Annotated in this window: 17 protein-coding genes; 1 reads left to right on the top strand and 16 read right to left on the bottom strand. The window is 47.7% G+C overall.

The window, feature by feature from the left end; translation table 11 throughout:
- The first annotated feature begins 120 nt into the window (after positions 1-120).
- Positions 121-288, top strand: coding sequence for a hypothetical protein (locus tag H6F90_RS19110; protein WP_206756194.1), 168 nt, complete (start codon positions 121-123; stop codon positions 286-288).
- 164 nt (positions 289-452) lie between these two features.
- Here the strand turns inward: H6F90_RS19110 and H6F90_RS19115 are convergent, their stop codons facing one another.
- The 16 genes from H6F90_RS19115 to H6F90_RS19185 form a co-directional block, all read right to left on the bottom strand.
- Positions 453-650, bottom strand: coding sequence for a hypothetical protein (locus H6F90_RS19115; protein WP_190553886.1), 198 nt, complete (start codon positions 648-650; stop codon positions 453-455).
- 283 nt (positions 651-933) lie between these two features.
- Positions 934-1,062: a hypothetical protein gene (locus H6F90_RS31185; RefSeq protein ID WP_255525023.1), complete on the bottom strand. Its 129-nt coding sequence runs from the start codon at positions 1,060-1,062 to the stop codon at positions 934-936.
- 11 nt (positions 1,063-1,073) lie between these two features.
- Positions 1,074-1,463, bottom strand: a complete 390-nt coding sequence (locus H6F90_RS19120) for a DUF302 domain-containing protein (RefSeq protein WP_190553887.1) — start codon at positions 1,461-1,463, stop codon at positions 1,074-1,076.
- 55 nt (positions 1,464-1,518) lie between these two features.
- Positions 1,519-2,166: an isochorismatase family protein gene (locus tag H6F90_RS19125; RefSeq protein WP_190553888.1), complete on the bottom strand. Its 648-nt coding sequence runs from the start codon at positions 2,164-2,166 to the stop codon at positions 1,519-1,521.
- A 30-nt stretch (positions 2,167-2,196) separates the two neighbouring features.
- A complete protein-coding gene (locus H6F90_RS19130; RefSeq protein ID WP_190553889.1) occupies positions 2,197-2,946 on the bottom strand; it encodes an SDR family oxidoreductase in 750 nt (249 codons plus the stop codon).
- Positions 2,947-3,457: 511 nt separating this feature from the next.
- Entirely contained in the window at positions 3,458-4,186 is a 729-nt protein-coding gene (locus H6F90_RS19135) for an alpha/beta hydrolase (RefSeq protein ID WP_199296036.1), read from the bottom strand.
- Between the two features lie 240 nt (positions 4,187-4,426).
- Positions 4,427-4,816 carry a DUF6130 family protein gene (locus tag H6F90_RS19140; protein ID WP_190553890.1) on the bottom strand — a complete coding sequence of 130 codons (390 nt, stop codon included), beginning with the start codon at positions 4,814-4,816 and terminating at the stop codon, positions 4,427-4,429.
- A gap of 101 nt (positions 4,817-4,917) precedes the next feature.
- Complete coding sequence (locus tag H6F90_RS19145) at positions 4,918-5,913, bottom strand: alpha/beta hydrolase (RefSeq protein ID WP_190553891.1); 996 nt, start codon at positions 5,911-5,913, stop codon at positions 4,918-4,920.
- A gap of 125 nt (positions 5,914-6,038) precedes the next feature.
- Complete coding sequence (locus H6F90_RS19150) at positions 6,039-7,541, bottom strand: SidA/IucD/PvdA family monooxygenase (protein ID WP_190441390.1); 1,503 nt, start codon at positions 7,539-7,541, stop codon at positions 6,039-6,041.
- Between the two features lie 258 nt (positions 7,542-7,799).
- Positions 7,800-8,429 (bottom strand): response regulator transcription factor, encoded by a 630-nt coding sequence (locus H6F90_RS19155; RefSeq protein ID WP_190441393.1) that lies wholly within the window; start codon positions 8,427-8,429, stop codon positions 7,800-7,802.
- Positions 8,426-11,260, bottom strand: coding sequence for a PAS domain-containing protein (locus tag H6F90_RS19160; RefSeq protein WP_190553892.1), 2,835 nt, complete (start codon positions 11,258-11,260; stop codon positions 8,426-8,428). The genes H6F90_RS19155 and H6F90_RS19160 overlap by 4 nt, the downstream gene beginning before the upstream one ends.
- A gap of 66 nt (positions 11,261-11,326) precedes the next feature.
- Entirely contained in the window at positions 11,327-11,929 is a 603-nt protein-coding gene (locus tag H6F90_RS19165; RefSeq protein WP_190553893.1) for a DsbA family protein, read from the bottom strand.
- A 280-nt stretch (positions 11,930-12,209) separates the two neighbouring features.
- A complete protein-coding gene (locus H6F90_RS19170) occupies positions 12,210-12,839 on the bottom strand; it encodes a response regulator transcription factor (protein WP_190553894.1) in 630 nt (209 codons plus the stop codon).
- A 6-nt stretch (positions 12,840-12,845) separates the two neighbouring features.
- Positions 12,846-18,791, bottom strand: coding sequence for an AAA family ATPase (locus H6F90_RS19175; protein WP_190553895.1), 5,946 nt, complete (start codon positions 18,789-18,791; stop codon positions 12,846-12,848).
- Positions 18,792-19,217: 426 nt separating this feature from the next.
- On the bottom strand, positions 19,218-19,928 hold the full coding sequence (locus tag H6F90_RS19180; RefSeq protein ID WP_190553896.1) for an IS6 family transposase: 711 nt from the start codon (positions 19,926-19,928) through the stop codon (positions 19,218-19,220).
- Positions 19,929-20,307: 379 nt separating this feature from the next.
- Positions 20,308-20,733, bottom strand: a complete 426-nt coding sequence (locus H6F90_RS19185; RefSeq protein WP_190553897.1) for a hypothetical protein — start codon at positions 20,731-20,733, stop codon at positions 20,308-20,310.
- Positions 20,734-20,838 lie beyond the last annotated feature (105 nt).

Genomic DNA, 20,838 nt, shown 5'->3' on the forward strand with positions numbered 1-20,838 from the left:
CGACTCACCTACCGCTCTCAAAAAGCGAAGCAGAAGCTCCAAGCGGTTTAGTTGCAGATCCAGAGGGCAAGGAGTGACTTAATCAACATCCCTTTCTATTTCCGATAAGGTTTAATGGTTGTGTTTGGAGTGATTGAAAGTGCGAAACGATTTTGTCAAGCATTTGATGAAGTGCAGCAATTTTTGCGCCCCAAAGCAAGAATGGCAGACTTGGTGTCTCTATCGAAGCAACGGGAACAATTTGTTGAACGAGTGAATGAATTGAAAGATTTATTTCAAGCCATCTAATCGCAAATGGGAAAGAGGAAGCTTCTGATGATAAGAGGTGATGAAAAAAGCGGTGATCTGAGTACCCAGATCTGACAGTTTCTGCGCCGTTGGGGACGGCTATCTTGCAGTCGCTGCTGCTTATCCTCAGATAGGATTTGGAATTGTCGCATCAGCTTGCGCCGTTAGGGACGGCTATCTTGCAGAGCTTCATACAAGCTTGACCACTGCTGTCGAAACAAAGGGCTACAACTGAGTTCAGCAAAGCTTGTGACGCTGGGACTACTCAAGACTGCATCCCCCAGTTCAAACATCGCGTCATGGGATCGTCCTAAACACTGGTAGGCAGTTTGACGAAATGCCTTCAATTTGTCAGCATTCATATCGGCATCTGAGAATTGGTAGTGCTTTTCTCAGAATGCCAGGAGCAGTCAGTTTATTGATCTGGCTGCTCTTTCTTATCTGCTTGCTGCTCCGCTTAGTCTAAACTCCAGTTGCTTGATTGTCAGCCAGGAAGCAGGGTTTTGGACGGTAAAGATCAGCGTTACCCTAAATAAAGCTCCCATAATTCATAGCTGCTGGTGAATCAAAGCAGTGGTAAGGGTTCGCACTAGAGGAGTATCGCTAAGTTGAACTAGGCGTTGGAGTCTTCGTAGGGCTTTAGAACTATAGAGCGATTGATTTTTGAGGGTCGGCATGGTTAGCTTCGTACCAAGGATGTATCCACCAAACGTTCTGCGAGAAACTAGCGATCGTAATCGCGATGTTTGGATTTGAATGATTGAGAGATGGCATGGGTCGCTGTTCTAAGCCAACATTTGTTCAATCAAAGGTGCGATAACTGCAATGTTTTTGACCCATTCATCCGAGAGAGAGAACCGCTGCTTCAAATAATTGGGATCGTTGTAACTTACCCAAACTTGGCTGTCAGCCGCTTCCCACGCCAGTATTTTCAGGGGTAAATCCAGGGCGATCGCAGGTTCTGCTACCATCAATAGCGTCCCAGCTTTCGGGTTGCCAAACAGCAATAACTGTGTTGGGTGCAAGTTTAACCCAACCTTTTCAGCTTCCAACCTTTGATCAATGCGGGCAAAGATAGTGATCTCTTTTGCCTGTAAAACGGAAACCAAGCGATCGATGGTTTCAGTAACCGAATACGGGCTGATCTGATTGATGATACCGTTTATTGCGCTCATAGTAATAGGCTTACTCCTTAGGTGAATGGCTTGGAGGAATACCTTGATACCTTAATTACGCCATTGCTTTGACAACGTCGTCTGTAGACAAAACAGCGTTAGCAAGATAGCCAAAGTTGATCAACGCGGCCTTATAGCCATCACCTAGCTCTGGATGCTGCGGAGCAGCCGTCGCATCCTTAACGACAAGGACTTCAAATCCTTGCTCTAGCAACTCGCGCAGATGAGCTTCAACGCAAAGATTGGCGAGCATGCCGAGTAAAATAACCTTGCTCATGTTGCGCTTACGTAGTTGCAAAACCAAGTTGTTGTTCTGTGGCCCATAGACTTTATGAGGATTGACGACGATGGTTTTGCCGTCTTCAATAAAGGGCTTATAGCGTTCGGGCCAATCGGCACCAGAACCCACAAATCCGTCGAGGCTTAGGGAACCAGTGCGAGCAAATTCCTTAACCTCAAGCATCATCTGCTCCAGATTGCCGGCAAATTTCCAGCCGTGGTCGGTGGGGTAGTAGTAGTGGGGAGAGATGAAAACTTCAAAGTCGTTCCGCTTTGCGGCTTTAAAGATGTGCTCAATGTTCTCAACGGTCTTGTTTGCTTTGACGCTATCCCCGACTAAATCCCAAGAAACTCCTGTTTCACGCAAAACATCGTTTTGTGGATCAATCACAACGATTGCGGTGTCGGTCTTGTTGATATTCATGATTGTCCTTGCGATCGCCACTAAATGCCTTTAAATCTGTGCCATCCCGCCATCAACAAATAACTCAATGCCGTTGACAAAGCTGCTATCGTCCGAAGCAAGAAAAACCACAGCTTTGGCAATCTCATCCGGTGTGCCAACTCGCCCGATGGGGATGCTGACGGCCTGGCTGTCCACAAATTCCTTTATCTGCTGCTCATTCAGCCCAAGCAGCTCGTAGCCTGGCGTCAGCACCACGCCGGGGCTAAGGGCATTCACCCGAATCTTGCGATCCTTGAGGTCGAGTGTCCAATTGCGGGCAAACGATCGCACCGCCGCTTTGGTCGCGCTGTACACGCTGAAGGCTGGCGTGCCTTTGACCGAAGCCGTTGAGGCATTCAGAATGATTGAAGTTCCCTCTGGCATTAGAGGCAGAGCTTTCTGCACAGTAAATAACAGACCTTTGACGTTGGTGTTGAACGTTTTGTCAAAGTGTTCTTCAGTAATTGAGCCGAGCGGGACGACCTCTCCTCCCCCTGCATTGGCGAAGACCACATCCAATCGACCTTGCTTTTGCTTGATTGTAGTGAACAAGCGATCGAGGTCTGCCATATTAGAGACGTCGCTCTGCACCCCCACAACATTTTCACCAAGCGCATCTACAGCAGCATCTAGTTCACGCTGGCGGCGGCCTGTGATAAAGACATAGGCTCCTTCGGCAATAAAGGCCTTAGCAGTAGCGAGCCCGATGCCGCTGGTGCCGCCGGTGATAAGCGCAACTTTTCCTTCTAACTTTTTCATGATCATTAGCCTTGCAAAGAATAATTGGTTTTGAGCGTGCTATTCGTACCAAAGATCAGGAACAGAGATCACACTGCCGCTGTTTCAATCAGTTTGGCAAGCTCATTGGGATGAGAAACAGGGAAACGTGACTAGAGTTGACTTCAATTGTTTTAGCCCCCATCTATCGAGCCATAAATCGCTGGAGGTCAGGATTAATAGCCCGCTCGGCTTGAGTTACGAGGTACCAAGAAAGAATGGTTTTTCAGGCGGTTTCATTCATAGATTGGTCAAAAGCTGTGCTAGCAATTGGCTTTTAGGTGACTGCCATGATCTGCACCTCAGCATCCGGTATATCCTGAGCAGACAGATCGTAAAATCTATTGCGATCAGCATAGAGAAAATTTGCTACATCAGACACAATTGCCGTGCTGGTTGAATCTGCTGCGTATCTACGATTCAACCGCTCACCGTTTCACCAACATCCGGTGCGAAACACCGCCAATTTTTAATGTTCATCAGTTTTTCCTTGCTATGGCGCAGTTGCAGCATGCTCGATGATCTCAGCGACCGCATCCGAATGAGAAATCATCACGACATGAGATGAGCCACTTACAACAACGGTTTCCTTTGAGTTGGCTCGCTCCGCCATGAAAGCATGCACCGCTGCTGGAATGTTCAAGTCCCGTTCGCCATAAATAAACCAGGATGGGATAGATTTCCATGCAGGCGCACCGGAGGCTTCAGTAAACGCGGCTTCCACAATCGGACGCTGGGTACTAGCCATCAGTTCCGCGTCACTAGCGGGCAGATCCGCAGCAAATTGGGCATGGAACTTGCTCTGCTGAATGTATAGGTCTTTGCCACCATCGGGCAGGACAACTGGCGGTGCGAGGGTCGGCGTGAGCGTGCTGCCCGGATAACGTCCTGAGAGTTCGGCGGCAGTCTCGCCTTCGTCAGGAGCAAAGCCAGCAACGTAGACCAGTGCTTTCACATTGTTGTTACCATTAACCGCATTGGTCGTTACCGAACCTCCGTAGGAATGTGCAACCAGCACGATGGGACCATTGATGTCTTTAAGGACGCTAGCAACATAGTCTGCATCACTCTTAACGCCACGTAGGGGATTAGCCACAGCAACCGTTGGGTAACCTTTCGGAATCAGTTTGGCCAATACACCATTCCAACTGGAAGACTCGGCGAACGCGCCATGAACAAACACGATCGTGGGTTTATTGGCTTGTGCACTAGCAGTATTCATGATGGCTCCCAGAGAGGTGATTGTAATAGTTCCTAAAAAGAGGATGATAATCAGAACCAGGCGAATGCCGTTTCTGAAGGTAGGCATATTCATGTTGTAATTTCCTCTGAGTTATTTCGTTGGATAGATTGCAACCGTGACGTGAGAAATTGACGGATGTGGGTTGCGATAATGTTCGCGGAGCATGTGCTTTACATTCAGCGCTGCGAAGTGTCGATCGCATCGTTTCACCGACCTGATTCATCGCTTAAGATCGGGCACTGTGAACGTCACTGTTTCGCTGGTAATCACTTTGTGCGTAGGATCTGCTAGTTCGATCAGCACCTTGTGTAAACCAGGTTCCAGACCAACTAGAATGATTGTTTCACCACTGGCATCGACAAAGTGCCACGGCGCGTCATCAACGGTGATGTGGATATGTCCGATACGAGGCGATACATCGAGCGCACCTTTGCCGAACACGAGCAACACGCGCAAATTCTCCGTTCGATACTGAATGAAGACACGTCCCTGGGACAGCGGTTCGGGAAGTGGCGGATCGACAATTAGCTTGGGTGGTGCTTCGTTTTCGAGCGCGATCAGCGGAGATGAGCCGATGATGTCCTTGGCGCTTGGGGTGTAATTGATCATTATTGATAGGTATTTGAGAGAGGAAGAGGAACGCGGAATGGGAAACGCGGTGACGCGAAATTGAATGAAACTTCTCCGTGTCCCCGCGTCTCCGTATCCTCTTATTGCAGGTGTTTCTTCAATTCAGCAGCAGCCTGAACAAACAGAGAACGAACTGCCGGAACCTCGGCTAAACCAGTCAGCAGCCCAAAATCATGAATCATGCCGTTGTAACGCACGGTTGTCACTGTCACTCCAGCCTCATCGAGCTTGCGTCCATAAGCCTCGCCACCATCACGCAAAATATCACTCTCTGCCACCTGAATTAACGCTGGAGGCAAGCCTTTCAGTTGCTCAACCGTCGCCTGTAGGGGAGAGGCATAGATATCCTTGCGCTTTTCTGGGTCAGGGATGTACATGTCATACATCCACTTCATCCCTGGTGTAGTTAAGAAACGTTTGTCACCAAATTGATGATAAGAATCCGTTTCAAAACTAGCGTCTACAATCGGCCACATCATAATTTGCAACTTGATGTGTGGTCCTCCTTTTTCTTTCGACTGCAAAGCAGTTACTGCTGTCATATTTCCGCCAACACTGTTGCCGACAACTGCCAGGTTTTTACCATCAACTCCAATTTCTTCCCCGTGCTCAGCGACCCATTTAGTGGCAGCATGGATCTCATTAATTGCTTGTGGATACTGAGCATCTGGCGTGCGCGTGTAGTTGACAAAGACACCCGCAAACCCAGAAAGCACAACGAGATTGCGAACCATGTGCTTGTGCGTTGGGTAATCGCCCAATACCCAACCGCCGCCATGAATAAAGATGAAAACAGGCAATATGCCTTCGACCCCTTCAGGTCGCACGATATTGAGTGTAATCGTGTAACCATCAGCAGTAATCGTCTTCTCAGACTCTTCAATGCCGGAAAGATCGACTGGAACAGAAGCCTGTGCATCCACGAGTACTTGACGTGCTTCGGATGGAGGTAATGTCTCTAGAGGCACACCTCCTGAATTTAGCTCCTTCAAAAATGCCTTTACCTCCCTGGAAAGACGTGGATCATCTGCAACTTCCAAAATCTTTGCTGTTGGTGAGTTTACTTGAGCAACCATGATATTCTCCTTCGATAAGTAGTAAACAATTTGTTGAAATAACACTGTCAAGTGAGTTGATTTAACAGTGATGTTTGACCAGCAGTGATTGTGGAATGGCAATCACTTTCTACTGACATCTTTTCTCAGTCAGAACGATTTGTTACTGGTGAAAAAGCTGTTGACCTAGCGGATTGCTGCCCCGATGGTTGTTTCCACACCGCAGCCGCATAGAGCGAGTTCTCGAAATCGGGGGCAATATCGCCTGTGATCCTTGCCTCATGATGCGCCCAGTCCTTAAAGAACAAGTCGTGACTGATGCGCGATACGATTGCAGGTACGTCACGGCGGATGCTGTGAATGTCACCCACTGGCAAACCGAAGCTAACTAAACCAGCCGGATTAAAGACGTGAATGTCTTTCAGATAAGGGGCAGTGCCAAGTACTTTCTCTTGGTATTCGTGGGCGTTACCAAGGTAAGGGTGCATCCCCAGATTGTCGTCGCGCAAGTCTTCTGGTGGCTCGTAGCGATCGCGCCAGAGGGCAATATGCTGAGCGAAGTCGGCTAGTTCGGGACGCTGGGTTGGGTCAACGAAGTAACCCGTGCCAGCGATCGCAAAATCAAACTCGAAAACATCATCGTTCACCTGGATGGCAATGCGTTCGCCCTTGGCGGCGGCTTCCGCATCACCCATTTTCCGTGCCGATTTCCAAGGTGCAGATAGGTGGATGTGAAAGTTTGGGAATGCGATCGCTCGCTCAATCGACTTTGGTGGTGGTGCGGTGCCTGCTTGATGAAAGCGCCAAGCCTGTAACCAGCGGGCTGAATCGGGTAGTTGGGGATAGTTGTCGTAAGCGCCAGGGTAATCTCGTACCCGGAGTAATGACAGCGATGCGATCGCCGATCGCCGTACAAATAGGTGTACTGCCTTAGCGCCTGATTCCAGCGCCACTCCTGCTGCATCGAAAGCTGAAGCCGCCGCACCTAGCACTGCCACAGTTTTGCCGCGCAGTGCTTCAAAATCAATGGCATCGACGGTATGGGCGTACAGCGTGCGGGGTAAGTCAGCCAATACTGGAGGTATGTATGGACCACCAGTGCCAGCCACGCCATTGGCGAAGATAATTTTGCGCGTAGTCTCCACCTGCGGGACACCGTTTACCTCAAAGTGTAGACGGAAGAAACCTGTGGCTGGCTCTATCCGCACCAACTTCGTTTGGTAACGAACCTGGATACCGAGAAAATGCCGATACCAACTGAGGTACTCAGCCCAATCCACCCGCTCAATGCGATCGATCTCCGCATAGGCTGCCGCACCGTGTCGAGCTTCGTACCAGGCTTGGAAGGACAATTCTGGGATTCCTAGTTCTGGACCAGGCAGATTCTTTGGCGTGCGGAGCGTTCTCATCCGTGCTCGCGTCAACCACACCCCTGCATGAGCTTCGTCATCTGCTGCATCGATCTCCGTCACGCGCCCGATTCCAGCACGCCGTAGTGCAAATACAAAGGTGCTACCGCTGCCGCTGCCACCGATTATCGTGACATTGTGATCAATACCAGGGCGATCGGGTACCCAGTTCTCGGGATCGGGACCAAGCAGGCGCAGCGCTTCGCAGGCAGCAAAATTGGAATCGATCGTTGTTGTCATGTCGATCTCCTCAGCTCTTGTTGAGATGGATGAAAAATGGAATAGCAAACAACCAAGCTGTTGTCAGGTTCTTGTTCGCAGATTCAGATTCGAATTTGTTTGTATGTTCTTAATGTAAAAGGCAACCTCAAATCTGTCGCCAATTCAGAGTTTATGTTTTGAACCACAAGATGATCGCTATTTGAGCAACCTCAGGTGCTGGCATAACACCCACCTTAAGTTTAGGTTTATCACCCATTTCAAGTTCACATAACTAAGCTATAAGCTAGCGATTCCTCGCTTCAGAGCAATAATGGTCGCTTGTGTGCGGTCTTTCGCTCCCAGTTTGCTCAAGATGTGGTTGATGTTCGATTTAACAGTGCTTTCAGCAATATTTAAGGCAGCGCTGATTTGCAGATTGCTCATCCCCTGAGCTACCAATTGAAGGACTTCTAGTTCGCGATCGCTCAACTCTCGATGGTTTATCCGCTGCGCTAGTTTAGCGCCAACGTGAGCGGGAATGTATTGCTGACCCCTATGAACAACATGAATGGCACTGAGGAGTTCCTCAGGTTCGGCATCCTTGAGCAGATAGCCCTTGGCTCCGGCGCGTAATCCTCGATAGATATCTTCATCCCCATCGTAGGTTGTCAGGATAATAATGTGTGCGTGGGCAAACTCAGCACAAATTGCCATCGTTGCATCCACACCACTCACCTGCGGCATCCGTAAGTCCATTAAGGTGACATCAGGCTGTAGCTGGCGATATTGGTCGATCGCTTCCTGTCCATTGCCCGCTTGACCCACCAACGTCATATCTGGTTGATTGTCAATCATTGCAACCAGTCCTTGTCGCACAATTGCGTGGTCATCAATAATCAAAACGCGAATAGCTGTAGGCTGACTCATGTTGCTGACTCCCGCTGTACAGATACGATCACTGTTGTTCCCTGCCCCAACTGGCTCTCAATCGAGAGCAGTGCGCCAATGTGTTCTGCTCGTTCGGTCATACCCGATAAACCAAATCCTCGACTGATAGTGGTAGGACTAACTTCAAACCCGCGTCCATTGTCTTTAATGCGTAAATAGCACGAGGCGGGTTCATAAACTAATTCAATCCGGATTTCGTTCGCGTGAGCATACTTGACTGCATTGGTGAACGCTTCCTGTCCAATTCTCAAGAGGTTATTCTCAGCGTCAGGGGGCAACGTATAGGGCGTGCCGATCACCTCATAAGTCAGGCGGGCCTCTGTTGAGGATTGCATCGTGGCAACAAATTGCTCCAGCGCTGTCCAGAGGTTGCCATCTTCTAGTAACTGAGGACGCAGTGCTGCAACGGAACGTCGAGCCTCTATCAGTCCGTTACGAGCTAGCTCACGCACGATATCAATATGAGTTTGTATGGCTTCTGGTTTAATGGTCACTAACTGAGAAACGGTTCCCATGTGAACCAGAACACCTGTAAAGGCTTGCGCTAGCGTGTCGTGAATCTCGCGTGCCATGCGGTTACGTTCTTCTAAAATGGACGCTGCTTCAGCACGTTTGCGTTCACGTAGTGCAGCGTCTCGCTGTTCGCTAACATCCAAAATCACTCCCAACATTCGTACAGGTTGTCCTGCTCCGTTGTAAATGCCTCGACCCCGGCCAACTAGCCAGTGAACACTTCCATCTGGATAGAACACGCGATATTCAGCTTCAAAATCGGTATGTGTTGCCAGTGCGAGCGCAACTGCTTGCTCGACTCGCTCAACATCCTCTGGGTGAACCCGATCGCGCCATACTTGATAGCTACTCTCCACTTCGTTAGAAACTAACCCCAGCAATCGAGCGTGGTTATCATTCCACTCGGTTGTATTCTCCAAAATATTCCAGTTCCAACTGCCGATATGGGTCAAGTCCATTGTCAGCCTGCGTTGCTCTTCACTGTATCGCAGAGCGCTTTCCACTCGTTGACGCTCTTCAATCTCTTGAGAAAGCAGCAACGTTCGCTCAGTGACTTGCTGTTCTAAGGTCTGGCTATATTCGGCTAAAAGCTTCTCTGCTTGCTTGCGGTCGGTGATGTCTTGAAAGGCGGCGATCGCATACAAAATGTTGCCAGACTCATCAAAAATTGGAGTCCCCCAACTTTCAATCGGAATAATCCGATTCCCCTGGTGAATTTCGATATCATCCACCCTGCCCTGTTCACCGTTTAGTGCTCGTATCATCATCAGTTGTTCAGTTGGGTAAGGGCGATCGGTTCCTGCCACATAAAGTTGATAGACCTCGACAATTTGCTCTGGGGTAATAGACGGCAGCACACCTTTGCCCAAGAGTTGGATTGCCTTCTGATTTGCGTAATAAGGGCGACCCGTTGCGTCCAGAACCGTGATTCCTACCGGAACCGACTCCAAAATTTTTTGGAGGCGGGTTTCACTTTGGGCAAGGGTCTGGTTTAAAGACTGCATTTTGGCAAATGCGATTTGAAGCTGGTGTGCCATCTGGTTGAACGATCGAGCCAGTTCGCCCAAATCGCCCGATCGCTCAATTTCTACCGTCTGATTCCATTCCCCGTCTGCTAGCGCTTTTGCCGATTGACTGACGCTAACGATCGGTTTAGTGATCCAGCGGGCAATCAAAATGCAGATCACAATGCTAAGCAGCAAAGCCGCAATACAAAGCAGAATCGTCGTCTGAATGCTCTGATTAATCTTTGCCATGAAATCGGATTCAGGCAATACCGTAACAATCAGCCAATCCAGCCCACGAGTATCTTTGAATGGCATTACCTGAATTAACTGCCGCCTGCCATCGAAATCAAAATCAAGCTGTTCCGCAGTTTGGATCTGCCACAAATTGCTGAAATGTTCGCGCAAATAGGCAGCAGTCGCTCGTACGGTAGGGTTACGGCTCTCAACTGCGGACAATCGATTTGCCACCGCTCCACTACTGATAACCGCCTCTCCGGTGGAGGTGGCAACCAGTTGTCCTGAGCGCTCTAAAATAAAGGCGATGCCTGTCTTGCCGATTTGCAGGCTCGCCAAAAAACGACTCATCTCATTCGGCAGAAATACATCGGTGGCACAGACTCCCAACAGCGATCGATCAGTAGTGCTATAGACAGGCGTACTGGCAGTGATCGTTGGCAATTGGCTGGCAAAGTCGGCATAGATTCCACTCCAAACGGGTTCGCCTGCCGTCACCGCTGCTTTGAACCAGGGACGAAGCCGTGCATCAAAGGGTTTGTTGCCTTGACTGACTAACTGATCTCCCTGACCGTTGCGATCAAGACTGTAGCCGTAGAGTTTATGATCTGTAGTAACGTTACTCGATCGCAGTTCAATGGACCGATCGGCAGGGCTACGTCGCACCCCTAGAAGAGAACCGGTGCGATCGCCACAGTAGATATCACTCACCATTGGATAAATCTGAATTTGCTGCCAGAGGGGAAACTCACCTTTGACTGCACTAGGGACAATTTTTCCCTGAGCGAAGGTACTGGCATTAAGCCGATTGATGTTATGGGGTATCTCGGTATAGGTTTGTAGTTTGCCTTCGATCCGGTTCGTCAGTTCGCGTCGCAGTTGACTGGCGAGATCGTTGATGGCTTCCTGCCTATTTCTGAAGGAAAAATACCCTACTAAGCCAACCGTCACAAACGTTTGCAGCATAAACGGCACAATCAAAACCGTCTGCAATGGCACCGTTCTAGAAACTCGAGCTACAGCTTGCTTGAGGAACATATTGGGTAAGGAAATCATGATAAGAGCCGCACTGATGCAGTTGATTATCGAAACTACTAGTCGTGGAAAGCTTCAGCGAACGTGCTACCGCACGGGCTGCGCCAACGCAACGAGTAGTGGCTCAAGCTCTAAATCGTTTCCATAACGCACACCGTTGATAAATAAAGCTGGAATGCTAACCACCCCGCTCTCTATTCCGCTGGCAATGTCTTGATCGATGTGATCAAGGTACACTTTCCGGGCAATGTCTCGAATAAACTGAGTCACATCAAGTCCCAAATTGTCAGCGTATTCTGCTAAATCCCCATCTCCCAGCTCTTGCTGATGCTTCAATAACATCTCGTGCATCTGCCAAAACTGCCCCTGTGCTGCTGCTGCTTCTGCCGCTGCTGCTGCCTTTTGAGCTTGAGGATGGATTTGAGGTTGAGGAAAATGTCGGAATATAAAGCATAAAGAACCTCTTCTAAACAAGGTCGCCTCAAACTGGCGTTGAATTGCCTGAATTGAGGTATAAAGTTCACCGCATTGAGGACATTGATAATCCCCATACTCAACAAGCACAACGCGGGCATTCAACTCTCCCTGTCGATGGTCTTGCTCAGAAGGGGGTACAACTAATTGATTGCGTTCACTCTGTATCTCCGTTAGAGAATCGCTAAGGGCGTCGTCAGAAATAATATCGCTCATTCTAAATCTTTGAGGAAAAAAGATTCATCGCGTGTACTCTGAAATCTTTTCCCTTCAACCCCATAATCGTTTGTGTAGGTTTAGTGTATGAGGCTTGCTTAGGATTGTAGTCAATTTATGGTCTGTATTTTGATCAACTTGAGGAAGTAGAACGAACCGAACTTAAGTTGGGGTTTGGATCAAACTTAGGTTTGATTGTTTGCTTCGTAAACCGATATCCTTCGCTCTACAGTGATGACTGGCGACGATTGTTAATCCAGGCAGAAAACCATCTTTGTTTCTATAAGTTAGCAATTCCGCGTTTCAACGCAATAATCGCTGCTCGGGTGCGATCTTTGACGTCTAGCTTGCTTAAAATTCGGTTGATATGAGTCTTCACTGTACTTTCACTAATATTTAGAGCCGTGCTAATTTCCTGGTTGCTCATCCCCTGCCCGACTAACTGGAGAACTTCTAGCTCACGATCGCTCAGTTCTGGAGCAGTCATCCGCTGGGCTAGCTTAGCAGCCACATTGAGGGGAATGTACTGTTGCCCCCTGATCACTGTCCGAATTGCTGTTAATAGTTCTTCTGGCTCAGAGTCCTTCAGTAAATATCCCTTTGCTCCTGCTCGCAATCCTCGATAAATCTCTTCATCAGTGTCATACGTGGTCAGCACAATAATCCGGGCGTTAGGAAACTCACTGCAAATCACTGTAATCGCCTCAACGCCTCCCATCTCAGGCATCCGTAAATCCATCAAAGTCACATCAGGCTTCTGGTGCTGAAACACTTCAATCGCCTCATGCCCATTTCGCCCCTGACCAACAATGAAGATATCTGGAGCCTTCTCTAACATCCCGATCAAACCCTGGCGAACAACGGGATGATCGTCTACAACAAGAACGCGAATGCGGCTGGGCTGATTCATGCTGACTTACTCCCGATCAATAGATACCACGATCTCCGTCCCTTGCCCTAAGTGGCTTTGAATCTTTAGTTCAGCTTTAATGCGTTCAGCCCGTTGTGCCATCCCCAGTAGACCAAAGCCATTTCTCATCGCCTGGTTTTCTATATCAAATCCCTGCCCATTGTCTTTTATTCGTAAGATGCATTGGGTCGTTTCATAGACCAGTTCAATTCGGATTTCATGCGCTTCGGCATATTTGATTGCATTTGTCAAAGCTTCCTGCCCAATCCGAAACAGATTATTTTCCAAATCACAGGGTAAGGGATAGGCTGTACCAATGACTTCGTAGACGATTTGGGTTGCGATCGAGGAGTCCAATTGAGCAGTAAGACGGTTTAAGGCATCCTGTAGGTTGCTGCTCTCTAAAAGGTATGGGCGGTGTAGTGTCTCTACTGAACGACGTGCCTCCGCAAGTCCAGAACGAGCTAAGTCGAGGATCTGAGTGAGGAGAGTTTGCGCTTTTTCTGCATCCATCGTTACCTCATCGGAGGCAGATCGAGTATGAATGATAATACCTGTAAATGCCTGTGCTAAAGTGTCGTGGATTTCCCGTGCCATGTGGTTGCGCTCTTCTAGAATAGAGGCTGCTTCAGCACGTTTGCGATCGGTGATATCTCTTGCTAGCCAAATCACAGCATGGTCTGAAATGGGAGAAATACGAGTTGCAAACCAGGTTTCTCGTCTTTCCATCACCAAACTATACTCTACTGTCAGAGGTTGCTGAGTGAGCAATGCTTGCCGAATATAGTCAAGAAATATATCGGCTTGCGATCGCTCAAAGATTTCGTATAATGTTCGGCCCACCTGTTCATTGATCGGCTGATGTAACTTCTCTAAAAGGATTGCTCTCAAAATATTTCCTTCTGCATCCACCACCAAGAGCGGATCGGGCATGGCTGAAAAGAGCGCACGCAGTTCTGCTTCGCTTTGCTGTAAAGCTGCCGTTCGTTCTGCTACCTGTTGCTCTAGGGCACGGTTGTAATCAGCTAACAGTTTTTCCGATCGTTTCCGCTCCGTGATGTCTTGAAAAGCCACGATCGCGTAAGCCACGTTCTTATGTTCGTCAAAGACTGGAGTTCCCCATGCCTCAATAGGAATAATCGTCTCGCCTTGGTGAATCTCTAAATCATCGGTTCTTGTCCGTTCGCCCCTTAACGCTCGGACGATTGGCATCATCTCAGATGCACAGTTTTGATCCGTCCCAGCCCGATAAACTTGATAAACCTCTGCCAGCTGATCGGGTGTTACGGTAGGATCAACGCCTTTGCCTAATAGCTCAATGCCTTGTTGATTGACATAGTAAGGGCGACCCCCCGTATCCAAGACCCCAATTCCTACTGGAACCGCTTCTAGAAATTGATTGAGCTGATTTTTGCTATCGCTTAGCTTTGAGTAGAGTTTGGCATTTTCGATTGAAATGGCTGCTTGGGTTGATAACAGATGCAAAACCTGCGATCGCGTAGCGTCTCCTTCGGAGAATCGTTCTGGTGTGAAAGCTCCAGCCGCTAATTGGTTTTCCAGGTACAACACACCAACCAATTTACTTTGATTCAGCAGTGGCAAACAGAGTAGTGATTGAGTGTGGTTGCGTTGAATGTATGGATCGTTGATAAAATTCCCTTCACGAGTTGCATCACTTAAAATCACAGATTGATGAGTTCGGATCACATACTGAATGACTGATTCAGGCAAACGGTTTACAACTGGAATCGATTGCAACACTTGCGTAGCAGACACTTGCTCACCCTCATTCAGTTCACAAGCAGCCTCAATCACCCATTCTCCTGAGTTTTCTAAAATCAAGCATCCGGTTTGTGCACCAGCGTTCTCAATTAGGATCTGCATTAGAGAATGGAGCAACCGCCCCAATTCAATTTCACTCGAAATTGCTTGAGTTGCTTTCATCACCGTCGCTAAATCGAGAGCAGTATGTGAGGTACTTGAAATGGTTCCGGTCGTGGTGCGAACTTGTGTAGAAACTACGTTAGAAGACTGAGGAAACAGTTGAGGATAACGAGTTTCTAAATCTCTAGCCTTTGCTGTTGCTCCCCATCGTTCATAGCAATAGTGAGCTTCCTTCATGTAAAGCTGGGCAAACTTTTCCAGACCTCGCGCTAAGTAGTGTTTGGCGGCTAATTCATAGGCCAATGCTTCTTCTTGCAGATACTCGTTGTTCTTAGCTCCTTGAATGGCTTGTTCATACAAGTTTTCTGCTACAGAAAGTTGACCCAAGACTCGCGCATTCTCTGCCTCAACGAGACAAAACTTGTGTAAGAAGTTTTCTGGACAACTATCTGACCATGCTTTCAAGCGCTCCTGATTTGATCGAATCTGCTCCAGCCCATCCCTTTGTTCTGCTTGAGATAGACTAGGATACAGGTTGAGTAGAATCAGAGAACCATAATAGAAATAACTACTGTAGGTTGTAAATCCTACGATAGAATTTAGGATCTTTCCCGCTTCAACGAGATAATAGCGACCTTGCTCAAAATCTGCTGTTAAACAGGAAAGATGCATTCTGAGAATGTAATAAAGACAAATTGAGAACTGTATTTGTGAGGTTTCACCCTGATGAACTATTTTTTCTGTCTCTCTGAGCGAGCGATCGTGTTCCTGTGCCGCTTGCCCTAAAGTAAGTTTTGCGATGAAAAATTTAGCTCCAGCCAGTGCTACCTTCGCAAGCTCATCCTGAATCTGCTCCGCTACCAGCTGATATTTTTTGTTGTCTTCTGCAACGGTTGTTAAATTTTCTCCTTGAAATAAGCGATTAAAAATGTTGCCGACTAAGTTATAGGCTGCAAACTGTACATCTCCCGACTCCATGCTTGCCAAAAAACCTTTGTAATTGATTGTAGCTGCCCCTGCTAGAGGCTTTGACCAAACTTGAATAAAGCCTCCAAATAACATCTCAGCCTTACACTGCTGGGATTTACTGTTTAGCTTGTAGCTAAGCTGCACCGCCAAATCTGCAAACTCATAGCCTCGTTGATATTGTCCTTGCATCAAGCCTAAGAGAAGACCATAATTTGCATAAGCCTTAATAGACTCAGCAATATTTCCATGTTCAATGGAGAGACGAACTACTCTTAAACTGACGAAGCAGTAAAGTTCAATATTAGCCGTAATGTAAGTTGGTATATCTACAGCAATTAGCAATCTAATCATTGCTTGAATCACCGGATCACTCACTGTTGGTAAAGTTAAAAGCGAGGAAATTGAGCGATTTTCTAAGCTTTCGGCAACAGCAGCAAACTCTTCACGGACTAATTCTGTCAAATTCTTGCCTTTAATCTCAATCCCCAACTCATGCAATCCGATTAGACCTGTTTGAACTGCTTCCTCACATTCGCCTTGTAGGGTATATTGAGTGATTTGAAAAACATGAACATCTACGCGATCGACGGCAGAAGAAATGTGTTCTAAAGCTACCTTGGTTGTGGCATTTAGTTGCTCATATCTAGCATTGCTCAACTGTGCTGCACAGAGAGTCCGATACAGGTTGAACATCAAGCCGTATTGACTCATCCAAGCCTCTGGTTCGAGCAAGCCAATGGCAGTCTCAAGATACCGAATCGCGGCTTCATAAGCTGTAGAAGAGATGGCTTTTTGAGCGGCAGCCAGATTAAGTCGTGCTATTTTCTCTTTTTCATCTTTCTGGGTCAGAAATGATTGACCGAAGTTGATGTGGTTGACAATATCAAAAAGCATCTCACTTTGTTCGATCTCAGGGAGCCTGCTGAGCAGGAGTTGTCCAATAGAGTAATGCGTTACTTGCTTTTGATCATTAAGAATCAAAGCATAGGCAGCCTGCTGTACTCGGTCATGCAAGAACTTATATTCTTGAACTAACAAGTCCTCATCTAATTCAGACAGAGGTTGAATGAACCCTCCTTGTACCGCTGGTAGTAAATCCTGAAAAACCGTTTGGGGCGATTTCTTACACACGATCGCCAATGTAGCTAAATCAACTTCAGAGCCGATGCAGGCAGCTAACCGGAGGATTTGCTGGGTTTCTTCTGGTAGTTTCTTCAGCTTTAAGAGCATCAACTCCACCACATTATCAGTAATGTTTTGGGCTTTAATCTCAGCAATGTTCCATCGCCAGCTTAAATGTGATCCGTCAAAACTCAACAAACTTTCGCTATACAGCATTCTCAAAAATTCGCTGACAAAGAAAGGATTGCCCTCCGTTTTTCGTAACACCAACTGAGCCAGAGCACAAACGGTTTCAGCATCCTGATGCAGCGTCTCAACAATCAGCTGACTCAACGGTTCCAGCGTTAAAGGTGCTAGGACAATCTCCTGAAGCACCGCCCCTTGTTGTCGCAGCCTTTCCAGCATTAATACTAATGGATGCGTTGAATTTACTTCATTATCTCGATAGGCCCCAATTAAAAATAGATATTGAGTCTGTTCATCCAGCATCATCAGTTCGATTAACTTGAGTGAGGCTGAATCGATCCACTGCAAATCATCTAAGAAGATCACGAGCGGATGCTCCTTAGAACAAAACACTCGAATAAACCGCTGAAAAATGCGATTGAAACGATTCTGAGCTTCCACAACTCCCACTTCCGGTACGGGCGGCTGCTTACCCGTAATCAACTCCACTTCTGGGATCACATCAATTATGATTTGCCCGTTACTTCCCAAAGCTGCAAGTAGGCGCGATCGCCACTGTTGCACCTGCTCATCGGGCTTACTAAGGAGTTGCTGCACCAATTTTCGTAGGGCATCGACGATGGCACTATAGGGAACATTGCGCTGGAACTGGTCAAACTTACCAGAGATAAAATAACCGCGCTTTGCTGTGATGGGTTTGTAGAGTTCTTGTACTAACGCCGATTTACCCACTCCAGAATAGCCAGAGACTAACAGCATTTCAGCAGACGTTGGAACATTATCACTCCCTACATCTCCGTGTCTCTCTATCTCCGTGTCACTTCCCCCTGTTACTCTCTCAAATGCTGCCAATAATGCGGCTGTCTCCATGTCGCGTCCATACAACTTCTGGGGAATTTGAAACTGGTCTGAAGTATCTTGCAGCCCCAGTCGGATGTAATTAATTTGACCGCTTGCTGCTAATTGTTCAGCACACTGTTCCAAATCTGCTTTGATGCCCCAAGCGCTTTGATAGCGATCCTCCGCATTCTTCGCCATTAATTTTAAGATGATATCTGAAACGGCTTCAGGGATCGTTCCATTGAGTTCATACAGTGGAGTAGGCTGTTTAGCAATGTGACAGTGAACTAACTCTAAGACATCTGTTGTGGGAAACGGCAGTTGTCCAGTTAGCAGCTGGTAGAATGTTACCCCGAGTGAGTAAAAATCGGTGCGGTAGTCGATCGTCCGGTTCATCCGCCCGGTTTGTTCTGGAGAAAGGTAGGCGAGTGTGCCTTCTAAAACATGCGGACTTTTGAACGTCGGATTTGTGCGACTGAACTGAGTGGCAATGCCAAAGCCAATGATTTTGACAACACCCGTATCGGGATTCAGAACAATGTTTCCAGGATTAATGTCCTTGTGAATAACATGAGCAGCATGAATTTTGCCTAGAATATCTGTGAGGTTGATGGCAAACTGGAGAAACGTGTCTAAGGGCATGAAACAGGAGCCTGAACGTTGCTGTATCCAGTAATCTAAGGACTCACCCCCAAAGTCCTCTAGCAGGGTAACGAGGGTACGCTGATACGCTTGCTGGCTGTAAGCTTTGATCACGCCTTCTAGATTTAGAGAACGGATAATCGCATATTCCTGCCTATAGCGCGTTAATTCTTGAGGGGAAGGATAATCTTGCTTCAGTACCTTGATGACAAGCGCTCGGCCATCCTCCTCATTCATGCCTCGATAGACCAGAGACACTGAGCTCTCGTAGCTCTTGCGTTGAATGGTAACTCCAGGTAAAGCAATCATTTGAATTTTCTCCTGATGAAGTCATCCCTCAGATCTAACAAGCAGCTACACTCATACCACCGTAGCGATCGCCTACCACTATCCCTTGTTGTTATAGCTATGTTCCATTCTTCAACATTCGTTCAACTCACACCACTTAGGTTCGTTTAAGTTCACTTGAGTTCATCAAGTTGACCCCCAACTTAATGCGGTTGTGTCGCAAAAAAACTAGGGTAGCAAAGCCAACTAGAGAATTAACCACAAATTTCGATAAGCTATGAACGGGATGTGATTCGCCGAGACGTATGGCACGAAGTAGCCCCCAACCAATAGCGACGAAAGCAAAAGGGCTCAAGTGTGTCCGCCGCAAGTGCCCCAACTGTGGCAGCTTGAGGTTGTGTCGCAAAAACTTATAAAGGACAAACGCTCGGTATCGTTGGCATTCCCTTAAGCAGCAATTCCAAAAATCGCTTCGATAAATTTCACTTCAGACACACTGTCCCCTTGGTTGACTCCTTTTACTTGTCCTTTGCGAATCATATTCATCGCTTCGATTCTGCTCAACGTTCTTCTTGCACTATTGAACGTCTTCAACCCCATCATCGGTTTTACAACTCGTTTAATATGACGATGATCCTGCTCAATGATATTGTTGAGGTATTTGCTCTGCCTTAATTCGGTCTCTTGTTCAATCGTCTCTTCTGCTTTGAGCACCTCCAGTGCCACTGGATAAGCAGCATTCTTGTCCACTGTAATGACTCTTGGAGGTTGGATGTGCTGACCCTTGAGCACTTTACGGAAAAATGGTGCCGCTGCCTTGCTATCCCGCTTTGCGCTTATTATAAAGTTGAGGGTATTCCCCTCCGAATCGACAGCACGATACAGATATTTCCACGCTCCCCTGACTTTGATATACGTTTCGTCGGTTCTCCACGAATCGTTCGTCAGCTTGAGGTGGAGTCGAATCCGTTGGTCAAGTTCCGGAGCGTACTTCAACACCCAACGATTGATCGTGGAATGGTCTACTTCCACCCCTCGCTCCTGCATCATCTCCTCTAGATCCCGGTAGGATAAGGCGTAGCGACAGTACCACCGCACATTTAGCAGGATGATGTCGGGCAAAAAGTGCCGCCACTTGAACAAAGAATAAGTAGACATCGGAGAGAAAGAAGGCAAAGCTGGATCTACCTTCCCTACCATTGACCCGTTTTTGCGACACAACCCAATTGCCTACAACCCCATCGTGATCGCCAGCGATTAAAGCAAAAAGAATCCCGTCATTCTCAATTAGGGGAATCATGCCACCCAAGCGAGGATCTCTGAAGGTTGAGCCGTCAAAAACCCCTGCCATCAGTTCTTGTAGTCGTGAGAACGACCAGTGCAAAGAAAAGGAAAGCAGATATCCTGAATGGCACTCAGCCCAATGGCTCTGCCACGAGAATGCCCAATCAATCTGAGTTTGTTAGGGTTTAGTAAGTTGCGGGATTGATTGAGAACAACATCTAGGTCTACTACGAAACCATTCAACCCAATCGAACTAAAACCCAGGCTTCACCCCTATCTCTTGGCATAGGGAGCGATGGACTGCCGCCTGTTTTTCGTTGCCATTGGAGTGATATCGCCAAAGCTTCTTCTCTTGCCGTGTCGGCTTACCTTTGGCATTTAAGAAAGTTCGCTGGAGTTCTGTATAAGTGCCGTTGTCGCAACTAAGAGCATAAGTGGCAACCGAGCTGCTCTCATCGGGGCTCTCGCTCATCTCATCGAACTGTACGCCCTCTTCTGAGGGCTTGATAGAAGCTTTGTCTATGGAGGTGGCAAAGAGTGAATCCCCGCCACGTGTAGAAACCTCTACCCCCACCCACTCCCTCGGCTGAGTAGTGTCATAGTCAATCTTGGCGCATCCCACCACGATTGCACCCAAGACTAAAGCTAATGGGACGGGTCGGAATGGGGAGAGTGGCATAGGGCAGAACCTCAATTAAGCTCAATAGTGCTTCAATCTCTCCAAGTTCCCCCTCAATGGGTAAGAATCTTTCTGGGAACTTCATCCTCCGCTCCTCCAACCTCG

The organism is Trichocoleus sp. FACHB-591 (assembly GCF_014695845.1).
GTDB lineage: Bacteria > Cyanobacteriota > Cyanobacteriia > FACHB-46 > FACHB-46 > Trichocoleus.

Coding starts and splice junctions, on each gene's coding strand:
- H6F90_RS19115 (WP_190553886.1), bottom strand. CDS start 650: ATGAATGCTGACAAATTGAAGGCATTTCGTCAAACTGCCTACCAGTGT.
- H6F90_RS31185 (WP_255525023.1), bottom strand. CDS start 1,062: ATGCCATCTCTCAATCATTCAAATCCAAACATCGCGATTACGATCGCT.
- H6F90_RS19120 (WP_190553887.1), bottom strand. CDS start 1,463: ATGAGCGCAATAAACGGTATCATCAATCAGATCAGCCCGTATTCGGTT.
- H6F90_RS19125 (WP_190553888.1), bottom strand. CDS start 2,166: ATGAATATCAACAAGACCGACACCGCAATCGTTGTGATTGATCCACAA.
- H6F90_RS19130 (WP_190553889.1), bottom strand. CDS start 2,946: ATGAAAAAGTTAGAAGGAAAAGTTGCGCTTATCACCGGCGGCACCAGC.
- H6F90_RS19135 (WP_199296036.1), bottom strand. CDS start 4,186: ATGAATACTGCTAGTGCACAAGCCAATAAACCCACGATCGTGTTTGTT.
- H6F90_RS19140 (WP_190553890.1), bottom strand. CDS start 4,816: ATGATCAATTACACCCCAAGCGCCAAGGACATCATCGGCTCATCTCCG.
- H6F90_RS19145 (WP_190553891.1), bottom strand. CDS start 5,913: ATGGTTGCTCAAGTAAACTCACCAACAGCAAAGATTTTGGAAGTTGCA.
- H6F90_RS19150 (WP_190441390.1), bottom strand. CDS start 7,541: ATGACAACAACGATCGATTCCAATTTTGCTGCCTGCGAAGCGCTGCGC.
- H6F90_RS19155 (WP_190441393.1), bottom strand. CDS start 8,429: ATGAGTCAGCCTACAGCTATTCGCGTTTTGATTATTGATGACCACGCA.
- H6F90_RS19160 (WP_190553892.1), bottom strand. CDS start 11,260: ATGATTTCCTTACCCAATATGTTCCTCAAGCAAGCTGTAGCTCGAGTT.
- H6F90_RS19165 (WP_190553893.1), bottom strand. CDS start 11,929: ATGAGCGATATTATTTCTGACGACGCCCTTAGCGATTCTCTAACGGAG.
- H6F90_RS19170 (WP_190553894.1), bottom strand. CDS start 12,839: ATGAATCAGCCCAGCCGCATTCGCGTTCTTGTTGTAGACGATCATCCC.
- H6F90_RS19175 (WP_190553895.1), bottom strand. CDS start 18,791: ATGATTGCTTTACCTGGAGTTACCATTCAACGCAAGAGCTACGAGAGC.
- H6F90_RS19180 (WP_190553896.1), bottom strand. CDS start 19,928: ATGTCTACTTATTCTTTGTTCAAGTGGCGGCACTTTTTGCCCGACATC.
- H6F90_RS19185 (WP_190553897.1), bottom strand. CDS start 20,733: ATGCCACTCTCCCCATTCCGACCCGTCCCATTAGCTTTAGTCTTGGGT.